The organism is Hydrogenophaga intermedia (genome assembly GCF_000723405.1).
Classification (GTDB): Bacteria; Pseudomonadota; Gammaproteobacteria; order Burkholderiales; family Burkholderiaceae_C; genus Hydrogenophaga; species Hydrogenophaga intermedia.
In genome coordinates this window covers 1-12945 of the sequence record NZ_CCAE010000021.1, presented here as the reverse complement: position 1 = coordinate 12945, position 12945 = coordinate 1, and the positions used below count along the sequence as shown (strand labels likewise).

The window sequence follows — 12945 nt, the reverse complement described above, 5'->3', positions numbered from 1 at the left end:
CGACCATGAACCGCCAACGCTATCGAATCGTCTTCAGCCGGCACCTCGGCGCGCTCGTGGCCGTGGCCGAGTGCGCGCGGGCGCAGGGCAAGGCCGCCAGCGGCGCGCGCGGCGCGGTGGCGCTGGCCGGTGCGCTGCTGTTCGCCGCACCGGGCTGGGCGCAGAACCTGCCAGTGCCCAGCGCCGGAGGGGGCACCCCCAACTTCGTGACGGCAGGGCAGGCGGCTTACCAGGTCACGGGCCACCAGGCCTTCGTGAACCAGATCGGCAACAAGGCCATCCTGAACTGGCAGAGCTTCAACGTGGGCGCGGGCCATGGCGTGCAGTTCCGCCAGGTGCAGGACCTGAACACCAACCAGCTGGTGCAGGGCGCCAACTTCACCACGCTCAACCGCATCTGGGACATCAACCCCAGCGTGATCGCGGGCGCCATTTCGCAGGCAGACGGTCAGAAGGCCAACATCATCCTGGTCAACACCAACGGCATCGCCTTCCTGGGCGGTTCGCAGGTGAACCTCAACAGCTTCACCGCGAGCACGCTCAACATCGCGGACAAGTACATCATCAATGGGCTGCTGGGCGATCTCAACGCGCCGCAGTTCGAGCGTGGACTGGACGGCGGCGAGGGGCGCGGCGCGATCCAGGTGATGGAGGGCGCGAAGATCAGCGCCACCAGCCAGGGCCGCGTCATGCTGATCGCACCGCGGGTGGAGAACCGCGGCAGCGTCGGCGCGCCCGATGGCCAGGTGATTCTGGCGGCCGGCTCGCGCGTGTTCCTGCGCGCCGACGACAGCGCCGACCTCAACCTTCGCGGCCTGCTGGTGGAAGTGGACAGCCCGGCCGGCGGTGGCAGCGTGGCCAGCAACTTCGGCCAGCTCACGGCCGAGCGCGGCAACGTCACCATGGTGGGCTACGCGGTGAATCAGATGGGCCGCGCCACGGCCACCAGCTCGGTGCTGGCGAACGGCTCGGTCTACCTGATGGCCAAGGACACCAGCGTCTCTGTCGGTGGGTCGCGTTCGTCCAGCCGTGGTGGCGAGGTGGTGCTGGGCGCGGGCAGCGTGACCGACGTGCTGCCCGACCTGAGCGACAGGACCACCGTGCAGGATGGCGACACCGGCACGGGCCTGGCCGATAAATCGCAGGTGCGGGTGCTGGGACAGAAGATCTACATGGACGCCGGCGCGGCCATCGTCGCGAACGCGGGCGACGTGGCGTTCACGGCGGTGGACAACCCCACGACACTGGTCACCGGCGGTTCGCTCAACGGCGCGGGCAGCGCGCCCTCGACTCAGGCCAGCATCCACATCGCCCAGGGCGCGCGCATCGACGTGTCGGGTTTGCGTGACGTGGAGGTCTCGGCCGCGCGCAACACGGTCGAGGTGGAACTGCGTGGCGACGAGTTGAAGGATTCTCCGGTCAACCAGAACGGCCCGCTGCGCGGACAGAAGGCCTGGGTGGACATCGAGCAGGCCCTGGCCAATTCGGACGCCGGCAAGGACACGCTGATCGCACGCGACAGCCTGCTGGCCTACCGCGCGCGCCTGGAGCGCGGCATCGCCGAGCGCTCCACGCATGGCGGCACCATCAGCCTTCGCTCCGAAGGCCAGACCATCGTCGAGCAGGGCGCCAGCTTCGACCTCTCGGGCGGCAGCGTGAAGTACACCCAGGACGTGGCCAAGACCACGGTGCTCTCCAGCCGGGGCAAGCTCACCGACCTGGCGGACGCCAGCGCCAGCACGCGCTACGACGCGATCGTGAGCCGTTATGTCGTGAATTACGACAAATGGAACGAGCAGGAGGTGATCGAACTGCCCAGCGCCCAGCGCGTGGTTCAGGGCTACACGCAAGGACAGGACGCCGGGCGCATGAACGTGCAGAGCATGGGTGCGGCGTACTTCGGCGGCAGCGTCGAGGGACGCACCGTGGCCGGCGAACGTCAGCAGCTCTCTGGCCATCTGCCCCGTGGCGCCACGCTCACGTTCGGTACGCAGGGCGTGGGCGACGCCTTGAAGGACCACAAGCTCAACCAGAACGTGGTGATCGCCAACGGTGGCCCGCTGCCGGGCCAGTTCGCGCGCCACGAGGCACTGGTCGATCCGCTGAAGGACACGCTCACGCTGGACGCCACCCTGGTGGGCGAAGGCCGCGTGGCGCAGCTCGAGGTCTTCACGAACCAGGCCGCCGAGGTGCGCGACGCGCTGCGCACGCCGCAGGGCGGTGGGGTCACCATCGCCGGGCGCCAGGTGAACGTGAACGCCGACATCACCGCGCAAGGCGGGCATATCGACATCACCGCCCGCAACAACGCCATGAACGTGGTGGCCGACACCACGCTGAGCGTGCGCGACGGCGTGGCGCTGCAGGTGCAGGGCGCCTGGGTGAACCAGCGCCGCGGCGTGCCTGGCGGCGCCGGTATGGCGCCGGTCATCGACGGCGGCAGTGTGTCGCTGGTGGCAGAGGGCCAGGCCTCCGGCGGCCTGGTGTTCTCGCGCGGCACCGTGGCGCTGGGTAAGGGCGTGCGCATCGACGCCGACGGTGGCGGCCGGGTGGGCCAGGGTGGCGCGCTGCACGCGGGGCGTGGCGGCGACATCACCATCGGCGGCAACCACGTGCAGGGCCTGGACGGCGCCACGCTGCAGGCGCACGGCATCGAGCAGGGTGGTTCTCTGGCGCTCACCAGCGAGCGCGTGCAGATCGGTGGCTCGGGGCAGGGCGATGGCCTGCTGGTGTTGGGGGCGGACGCCTTCCAGCGCGGCGGCTTCGCGCAGTACGACATCCGCGGCCTGCAGCGCCTGGACGTGGTCGACGGCGCGCAGGTGGACGTGCGTGTGCAGCAGATCGATCCGGACACGGACGCGCTCACGCGGCCCACGGGCAGCGCGCTGGCGTCCATCGGCACGCCGGTCACGCGCGATGCCTGGGAGCGGCCGGCGGCCTCGATCGCCTTGAGCGCCGGGGATTCGGGCGCGGGCACCGGCGAGCTGCGCATCGGTGAGGGCGCGCGGGTCAATGTGGACCCGGGGGGCCTCATCGAACTGGAGGCGCGCAACAGCATCGAGGTCGAGGGGGCGCTGGTGGCGCGCGGTGGCACCATCGACCTCACCCTGGACCGGAGTTCGGGGTTCTCCTCGGGCTCGCTCGAGACCAACACCCTCTGGTTGGGCGCCAACGCGCGCCTGGACGCCAGTGGCACGCCCCGCATCACCACCAACGACCAGGGCCTCACGCAGGGTGAGGTGCTGGCCGGCGGTACGGTCAAGCTCGATGCACGCACCGGCTACCTGGTGGCCGAGCAAGGAGCCACGATCGACGTGTCGGGCAGCGCGCCCGTGGCCTACGTGTCGCGCGACGCGCGTGGCGTGCACGTCGAATCCGTGGGCAGTGGCGCGGGCCAGGTGAACCTGTTCGCCGAGGAGGGCCTGCTGTTCGACGCCACGCTGGCCGCGCGCGGCGGCGCGCCCGACTACCAGGGCGGCGCCCTGTCGGTGACGCTGTCGAAGAACGCGCGCGTGGAGGGGCAGACCGGCTACGACAGCCTGGCGCGCGCCATGGTCCTGTCCAACACCGTGGCGCCGCAGACGGCGGGCCTCGACTTCGGCGATTCCGTGCCGCTCACGGGCGAGGTGCGCGCCAGCATCGGCACCGATGCGCTGGAGGCCGCGGGCTTCGAGCAACTGCGCTTTTCCAGCCGCGACGGCATCGTGCTCGAGCAGGGCCTGGCGCTGGGCGATGGCCGCGCGGTGCCGCTGCGCGAGATCCAGCTCGACGCGGCGCGCATCGAGACGCGCGGCGACGCCCACTTGGTGGCCGACGCGGTGCGACTGGGCAATTGGGACGCGAGCAACCGCGGCCGCGTGGGTACCGAAGGCAGCAGCGCGAACAACGGCGTGCTGCGCGCCGACGCGCACCTGCTGGAGCTGGCGGGCAACGTCCGCCTGCGCGGCATGCAGCGCAGCGAGCTCACCGGCAGCGAGCGCGTGCAACTGGCGGGCGTGACGCGCCTGGACGCCGCTGGCGCCTATGAACACAGCGCCACCATCGCCACCACCGGCGATCTCACCCTGCGCGGCGGTTCGGTCTCGCCCACCAGCTTCGCCGATGTGAGGATCCAGGCCACCGGCCGCGACGTGCGCTTCGAGAGCACCGGCGTGGCGGCGCCGGTGTGGTCGGCCGCCGGCAGCCTGCGCGTGGAGGCGCAGAACATCACGCAGGCCGGCCGCGTCATCGCGCCGCTGGGCAGCATCGACCTGGTGGCGCAGAACGAGCTCAAGCTTGAAGCGGGCAGCCTCACCTCGGTCGCGGCGGACGCGGGCCAGGTGCTGCCGCTGGGTCAGATCCAGAACGGCACGCAGTGGGTGGTCAACCTCAACCCGGCCGACGTGCCGGGCGGTCAGCTGGAACTGGACGCGCTGCCCGAGAAGGCGGTCAATCTGTCCGGTGGATCGGTGCAGGTGAAGGAGGGGGCGACGATCAACGTGGCCGGCGGCGGCGACGTGCAGGGCTATGAATTCTCCGTCGGCCCGGGCGGCTCGCGCGACATCCTCGGTGCTGCGAACACCTACGCCATCGTGCCGGGTTACGCGGGCGGCTTCGCGCCGGGCGATCCGCAGGAAGGCATGAACCGGGCCGTGGGCACCACGGTCTACCTGTCGGGTGTGCCCGGCCTGCCCGCGGGCACCTACACCCTGCTGCCCGCCCACTACGCGCTGCTGCCGGGCGCCATGGCGGTTCGCCTGGGTGAGAGCGTGGCCGTGCGCCCCGAGGCCTTCACGCGCCAGGACGGCATCCAGGTCACCTCGGGCTACCTCACCGACAGCCGCGCGGGCGCCACGCGCGAAGGCGGCTGGCGCGCCATCGACGTGCTCACACAGGACCAGGTGCGCGCGCGCTCGGAGTTCACGCTCGCGCGCGCCTCCGGCTTCTTTGGCACCGACACGCTGCGGCCGCAGGACGCCGGGCGCCTGTCCATGCTCACGCAGGGCCAGCTCGAACTCGACGGCCGCCTGATCGGCTCGCCGGCCGCCGGTGGACGGGGCGCGGCGGTGGACATCGCCGCGCCGAACCTGGTGATCGCCGGGGCCAACGCGACCGGCATCGATCCCACCGCCACGCGCCTGAACGTGGACGACCTCAATGCCCTGGGTGCCGAGAGCCTGCTGCTGGGCGCCACGCGCGAACGCGGCGGCAACACCACCACGCTGACCGTGCACAGCGAAGACCTGACGCTGGCCATTGGCGGCGCGTCCGCGCTGCGCGGGCCCGAGGTGATGCTGGCGGCGCGCGACACGCTCACGCTGGCCGAAGGCAGCGCGATCGACGCGCAGGGCGCCGATGGCGACGCGGGCCACTACACCACCGCGGGCAACGGCGCCTTCGTGCGCGCCTCATCGAGCGCGGCCACCTTCTCTCGCACCGGCTCGCCGGACCGCAGCCAGGGCACGCTCAACGCCGCACAAAGCGCGGTCGTTCAGGCGGCGCGCTCGATCAACCTCGACGCCACGCGCGACAACGCTTTTGCGGGCGAAACGCGCTTTTCGCGCAAGGGCCAGCCGGTGGCCGGCGAGCTCGCGGTAGGCGCGGCGCGCGTGAACCTGGGCTCGCCCGTCGGCGCCGTGGAAGGCATCACGTTCTCGCAGGACGACCTCGACGACCTGTTGGGCCTGCGCAGCCTCACGCTGTCCAGCTACACCACCTTCGACATCTACGGCAGCGTGGACGTGGGCGGTCGCGATCCGAACGGTGAGCCCACGCTGCAGCGCCTGAGCCTGCAGGGCGGTGGCATCGCGGGCGCGGGCGGCGCGGGCGACCAGGTGCGTCTTGCCGCGCGCGAACTGAGTCTGAGCAATCAGGCCGGCGCGGCCTACAACCCCGGCACTGCGGCGGGCACGGGCACGCTCACGCTGCAGGCGGACACGCTGACTCTGGGCGTGGGCGACAAGACCATTGGCGGCTTCTCGGGCGTGGCCATCGACGCCAACACCCTGAACGCCTCGGGCGCGGGCACCACACGCCTGGACACCGCCACGACAGTGACCACCGCGCGCCTGACGGGCGAGGCCGGTGCGAAGCAGACGCTCGAACTGGCGGCCGGTCTGGGCACGCTGGCGCTGAGCGACGGCGGCGCTGCCGCGCCCACCGGTGCGGCCGGTGGCCTGGGCGCGAGCTGGACGCTGCGCGCCGACGCGATCGATTTCGACACACGCGCGCAACTGGCCAGCGGCTCGCTGGAGCTGCACGCGCGTACCGGTGACGTGCAACTGGGCGATCGCGCCGACGTGAACGTGGCCGGCCGCGAGGTGGCCTTCTTCGATGAGAAGCGTGGCACCTGGGGTGGCCAGGTCACGCTGCGCAGCGACAGCGGCAACGTGGCCCTGGACGCGGCGTCCCGCATCGATGTATCGGGCGCGGCGGGCGCCGACGGCGGCACGCTGAACGTGTCCGCCGTGAACGGCACGGTGAGCCTGCCCACCGGCACGCTGCGCGGCGAGACCGTGGCCGACGCGCAAGGCAAGACCGGCAAGGGGGCGGTGGCGCGTATTGACGCACACACCCTGGCCAATGCGGACGCCATCAACACCGCCCTGGGCAACGGCTTCACCGGCGAACGCTCGCTGCGCGCGCGCACTGGCGACCTGAGCATCGGCGCCGGCCAGACCATGCGCGCCGAGCGCATCGCGCTGTCGGCCGACGCGGGCTCCATCGACATCCTCGGCACGCTGAACGCGAACGGCGTGGACGGCGGCCACATCAGCGCCTATGCGGGCGACTCGCTCACGCTGCGCGGCGGCGCGCGCCTGGAAGCCTCGGCCACGCAGGCCGGCGGCGACGGCGGGCGCGTGGAGCTGGGCACCGGCAGCGGCGGCGCACTGGACCTCGCGGCGGGGGCGACGATCGACGTGCGCGCTGGCGCAGGTGGCGAGGCGGGGCGCGTGAACCTGCGCGCCATGCGCACGGGCAACGACGTGGCCGTCACCGCGCTGGACAGCGCCATCCTGGGCGCGGGCACGGTCGACATCGAAGCCGTTCGCGTCTACGAGGGCATCACCACGCTCAACGCCACGGGCGGCAGCAGCGGCAGCACCCTGAGCCTGACGTCCATCAACGCCGACAACACGGCCTACGCCGCGAACCACGGCGCGATCAAGACCCGCCTGGGTCAGGACGGCAACCCGGCGGTGCACATCGTCTCGGGCACCGAGGTGCGTTCCAGCGGCGACCTGACGGTGGCCAACGACTGGAACCTGGCCAGCGCCACGGCCGGCGATGAGCCAGGCGTGCTCACGATGCGCGCGCAGGGCAACCTGCAGGTCAATGGCCACCTGTCCGACGGCTTCACCAACGCGGCGCCCATCACCGGCACCACGCCGTCCACGCTGCTGCCCGACACCGTGCGCGGCGGCCGTTCCTGGTCCTACCGCCTGGTGGCCGGGGCCGACGCCAGCGCGGCCGATCCCCTGTCGACGCGCGCGGGCGTGGGCGACGTGACGGTGGCGGCGGGCAAGGTGGTGCGCACCGGCACGGGCCACATCGACGTGGCGGCGGGCCGGGACATCAAGCTGGCCTCGAACTCCTCGGCGATCTACACCGCGGGCAGGCTCTCGCCCGCGCTGGATGGTTTCACCCCACCGATCACCTTGCAGCGCGCCTACTTCACGCAAGGCGGCGGCGATGTGTCCTTGCAAGCGGGGCGCGACATCACCGGCGTGGCCTCGTCGCAGCTCTACTCGGAGTGGCTGTTCCGCCAGGGCCGGCTGAACGCGGATGGCAGCGGCTACCTCACCGGCCAGCAGGGAACCCCGGCGTGGTGGGTGCGCTTCGATCAGTTCGCGCAGGGCGTGGGCGCGCTGGGCGGCGGCGACGTGTCCCTGCGCGCCGGGGGCAATGTGAACAACGTGTCCGCCAGCGCGCCCACGCAGGGTCGCATGGCGTCCGGCACGCCCGACGCGGCCGCGCTGGTGAAGACCGGCGGCGGCCATGTGACGGTGGAGGCCGGTGGCGACGTGCTGGGTGGCCAGTACATGGCCGACGAGGGCTCCGTGCGCGTGGTCGCGGGTGGCGCGATCGACAGCGGCCAGACCGTGCTGACCGGCAAGGTCTATCCGGTGATCGCGCTGGGCAATGCATCGGCCGAGGTGCGCGCCACGGGCGATGTGAACCTTCACGGCGTGATCAACCCGCAGCTCGTCATCCAGTCTTATGGCGCCAACGACAACTTCAACGTGCGTTCCAACGCCCAGGGCGCGCAGCGGGAATCGGTCTTCTCCACCTATGGCAGCGACAGCGCCGTGCGCGTGAGCAGCCTCAACGGCGACACCGTGCTGCACGACCTCGCCGGCAGTTCGACCGACGGTGTCTCCGCCCTGTATCGGGCCTACTCGCTCTATGGCGATACGGTGCAGATCACCGACCGCGAGGCCTATCGCAACCTGCTGGGCTACCTGCCGCCATCGATGAGCATGACCGCGTTCAATGGCGACGTGGTGCTGTCCAGGACCGCGGTGAGCAGCGAGCGCACGATGATGCCGTCGACCACCGGGCAGCTTGAGTTGATGGCGCAGGAGTCGGTGCTCGTCAACGTGAACCTCGTCATGAGCGACAACGATCCCTCGCAGGTGGCCAGTGCATGGCGGCCGACGAACCTGCCGGGGACGGTGCTGTCGCCCACGGTGGGCCAGCGCCATGCCAACACGCCCGTGCACACCGGCGACAGCAGCACGGCCAAGGTCTATGCGGTGCAGGGCGACGTGCGCGGCGTGTCGCAGTCCGACGGACAGAACATTTCACTGGACCTGGCCAAGTCTGCCGAGGTACGTGCGGGCCGCGACGTGGTCAACCTGAACCTGGCGGTGCAGCATGCCAACACCAGCGACCGCAGCGTGGTGGAGGCCGGCCGCGACATCCGCTACGCCGATGGCGGTCTTCGCTCCGATGCAGATGGCCTTCGCGTTGCCGGCCAGGGCCGCATGACCGTGGCCGCCGGCCGCAACATCAGCCTGGGCACCTCGGGCGGCATCCTGAGCCGCGGCGACCTGGACAACGCCAACCTGCCGGCCACCGGCGCGGATCTGGCGGTCTTCGCCGGCCTGGGGCCCAAGGGCTTCGACGTGGACGGCGCGTTGGCCCGCTTGCAGCAGCGCCTGGCCTCTGGCTCGCCGAGCGAGACCGATCTGGCGCTGGCGCGCTGGCTGACGGGAGACGCTTCGCTGACGGGCGGCAGCGCCGCCGCCGCCGTGGCGGCCGTGGCCGGGCTGCCGGACGACCAGCGCCACGACCGCGTGCGCGAATTCGTGTTCACCGCGCTGCGCACCACCGGTCGCGACGCCAACGACGCCAGCAGCGGCTTCGCCGGCGACTTCGCGCGTGGCTACGCCGCGCTCGAGCTGGTGTTCCCCGGCATCGGCACCGACGGCACCTACCAGGGCGATCTGAACCTGTTCGCCAGCCGCATCAAGACCGAGCGCGGCGGCGACATCGACATCATGGTGCCGGGCGGCGGCATCGTGGTGGGCCTGGCCAACACGCCGGCCAATCTCGTCAACGTGGGCAACAACGTGCTGGGCATCGTCGCCGCGGCCGAGGGTGATGTGCGCGCCATGGCGCGCGAGGACGTGCTGGTGAACCAGTCGCGCGTGCTCACCGTGGGCGGTGGCGACGTGCTGCTGTGGTCGAGCGAGGGCGACATCGACGCGGGTCGGGGCGCGAAGACGGCTTCGGCCGTGCCGCCGCCGATCGTCAAGGTCGATCCGAGCACGGGGACGGTGACGCAGGAGCTGGTGGGCGCCGCCTCGGGCTCGGGCATCGGCGCGCTCGAGAGCCCCGGAGTCGAGGCCGGCGACGTCGACCTGATCGCGCCCAAGGGCACGGTGAACGCGGGCGACGCGGGCATCCGCGCGGGCAACCTCAACATCGCCGCGCAGGTGGTGCTGGGGGCCGACAACATCTCGGTGAGCGGCACCAGCACCGGCACGCCGGTGGCCGACACGAGCGCCGTCACGGCGGCCTCGTCCGGCGCCACCAGTGGTGGCAACGACGCCGCGGACGTGGTGGAGTCGCTCAATCAGGCCGCTGCCGAATCGGCCAGGGCCGCGCAAGAGCTCGCCAGCTCGCTGCGGCCTTCCGTTGTTCGCGTCGAGGTGCTGGGGTTTGGAGAGTGAACGGACGCTTGCCATCGGGTGGCGCTTCGCAAGTTTGGTGCGTTGCACCTCGCGGGCTCGCGGACGCTGGGTGCCTTGTTCCGCGAATGTCCCCCGGACGGCTGCGCCGTCCTCCTCCTTTATTTCGCTACACAAGGCACCCAGCGTCCGCGAGCCAAAGAAGCGGTGGCGCGCCAACAGACGAGTGCCAACGAGGTCGGCGGTGATCGGGTGTCCGGCGCAGCGACATAAAGGAGGAGGAGCGGAGCGCGCCAGCGATCCGCTCCGGGGGACAGTCGCGGAGCCGGACACCCGATCACCGCCGACCGGAGCCACCCGAGAAGGAGCCCCCCATCTGAATAGTCCGATCGGGTGATGCCTTCGTTCTGACACAAGCCCGCCGCCATCCCTTCGTACCTTCTTCGTTTTTCCGCCGCACGGCGGTTCTGTTTCGCACGACCATGAAACGCCTTTTCGCCCTGTTCGCGCTCGCGATGCTGCTCCCCCTGTCCGCCCACGCCTGGTGGAACGAGGACTGGACCGTGCGCAAAAAGATCACGCTGGACACCCAGGCCGCCGGTATCAACGCCGAGTTGACGGACCTGCCCGTGCTCGTGCGCCTGTCCACCGCCGGCTTCGATTTCCTCAGCGCCAAGGAAGATGGCAGCGACCTGCGCTTCGTCGCCGAAGACGACAAGACCGTGCTCGCGCACCGCATCGAGCGCTTCGACTCGCTCAACGAACTGGCCTTCGTGTGGGTGCGCGTGCCCCGCGTGGCCGCTGGCAACGCGGCCCAGCACGTTTGGCTGTACTACGGCAACGACGCGGCGCCGCCCGCGCAAGCCATGCCGGTGTACGCCGAGTCGCAATGGGCCGTGTGGTCAATGGCCGAAGAGACCGGGCTGCCGCAGGACAGCGCGAGCGCCGGCAACCACGTGAGTGGTGGCACCGTGAGCTTCGTGCCCGCCGGTCTCATCGGTGGCTCGGCGCGCCTGGCCGGTGACGGCGGCCTGCAGGCCGGCGCGCCCACGCTGGCCGCGGGCAATGGTTTCACGCTGTCGGCGTGGATCAAGCCCGAACAGATCGATGGCCAGTTGCTGGCCTATGGCGGCCTCACGCTCGCGCTCGCGCAAGGCACGCCCGTGGTCACCGTGGGCAGCGCGCGCGCCGCCGCGCCCACGCCGCTGTCGCTCAACGCCTGGCACCACATTGCGTTGAGCTGGGACGCCGCCGCGCTCACGCTGTACGTGAACGGCCAGCCGGTGGCCACGGCCGCCGCGCCTTTCGCCGCCGCACCGGCGCTCACGCTCGGCGCTGGCCTGGTGGGCGAGATCGACGAGGTGCAGGTGTCCACCGTCGCTCGCCCCGCCGCCTGGGTGGCCGCGCTCGTGGACAACCAGGGCATGGCCACGAAGCTCGTGCGCCAGGGCGAGGAGGAGAGCACCGAAGGCGGTGCCGAGACGGGTTACTTCATGGCCACCATGAACAACCTGACGGTGGACGGCTGGGTGGTGACCATCATCTGCGTGCTCATGCTGTTCGTGGCCATCTACGTGATGTGGGCCAAGGCCATGCTGCTGTCGCGCGTGGAGAAGAGCAACCCGCGTTTCAACGAGGCGTTCCAGCAGCTCAGCGCGCAACTGCGCTCGCTCAACGCCAGCGCGAAGGAACACGCCAGCCGGCTCGACGGCCTTGCCGCGCAGGCGCCGCAGTACCGCCACTCGCCGCTCATGCGCATCTACGAAGTGGGCGCGAAGGAACTCAAGTCGCGCTTTCACCTGGGCGAGGCGAACACCGCCACCGTGCAGCACGACGGCGTGGTCGCGCCGTCGGTGAGCGAGCGCGCCATGCTGGCCGTGCGCGCCGCGCTGGACGCGCAGATGACGCGCGAGCGCGCGCGCCTGGACAGCGGCATGGTGCTGCTGACCATCGCCATCTCGGGCGGCCCGTTCCTGGGCCTGCTGGGCACGGTGGTGGGCGTGATGATCACCTTCGCGGCAATTGCCGCGGCCGGCGACGTGAACGTGAACGCCATCGCACCCGGCATCGCGGCCGCGCTGGTGGCCACGGTGGCCGGCCTGGGCGTCGCCATCCCCGCGCTGTTTGGCTACAACTACCTGCAGACGAAGATCAAGACGCTGTCGAACGACATGACCGTCTTTGTCGACGAGTTCGTCACGCGCATGGCCGAGACCTACGGAGACTGAGATGGCCAAGGTTCAGGACGACGGCGCGGTCTACGACGACATCAACATCACCCCGATGCTGGATCTGGCGTACGTGCTGCTGGTGATCTTCATCCTGATGACGACCGCCTCGGTGCAGGGCATCAAGGTGAACCTGCCGCGCGCGAGCAACACGCCCAGCCTGGCCAAGCCGGCCACGCGCGCCATCACCATCACCGAGACCGGCGCGCTCTACCTGGACGCCTACCCCATGGCCACGCTGGCCGACCTGGAAGCCAGGCTGCTGCAGTTCAAGGCCAACACGCCCGAGTTTCCGGTGGTCGTGAAAGGCGATTCGGCCGTGCAGTACGAAAAGGTCGTGCAGGTGCTGGACTTGCTGGGCCGGATCGATCTCAACCAGATCGGCCTCGTCACCCAGCGCTCGAACCCCTGAGCGAGCAAGCGATGTCCGAAGGACCCAGGCGCTACGCGCTGATCGCCCGTGTGGCGCTCGTCGCGCTGCTGGCGGCGCTGCTGATCTCGCTGGCGGTCTGGCTGTACCAGCTGTTTTCTTCGCCTGCCGAGGGGGCGAAGAAGCGGGCGGTGCAGCAGATCGAGCTGTTGAAGCCCCCGCCACCGCCGCC

The 12945-nt window shown here is 70.8% G+C and carries 3 protein-coding genes; all 3 read left to right on the top strand.

Annotated features, from left to right (window positions below; all coding sequences use genetic code 11):
- Nucleotides 1-5 precede the first annotated feature (5 nt).
- The 3 genes from BN948_RS13370 to BN948_RS13360 all read left to right on the top strand — a co-directional run bounded on the left by BN948_RS13370 (nt 6) and on the right by BN948_RS13360 (nt 12755).
- The gene (locus tag BN948_RS13370; protein ID WP_009518423.1) at nt 6-10157 is read left to right on the top strand and encodes a filamentous haemagglutinin family protein; all 10152 of its coding nucleotides are present in this window, start codon (nt 6-8) and stop codon (nt 10155-10157) included.
- A 440-nt stretch (nt 10158-10597) separates the two neighbouring features.
- Nucleotides 10598-12343 (top strand): MotA/TolQ/ExbB proton channel family protein, encoded by a 1746-nt coding sequence (locus tag BN948_RS13365; protein ID WP_009518422.1) that lies wholly within the window; start codon nt 10598-10600, stop codon nt 12341-12343.
- Nucleotide 12344: 1 nt separating this feature from the next.
- Nucleotides 12345-12755, top strand: a complete 411-nt coding sequence (locus tag BN948_RS13360; RefSeq protein WP_009518421.1) for an ExbD/TolR family protein — start codon at nt 12345-12347, stop codon at nt 12753-12755.
- Nucleotides 12756-12945 lie beyond the last annotated feature (190 nt).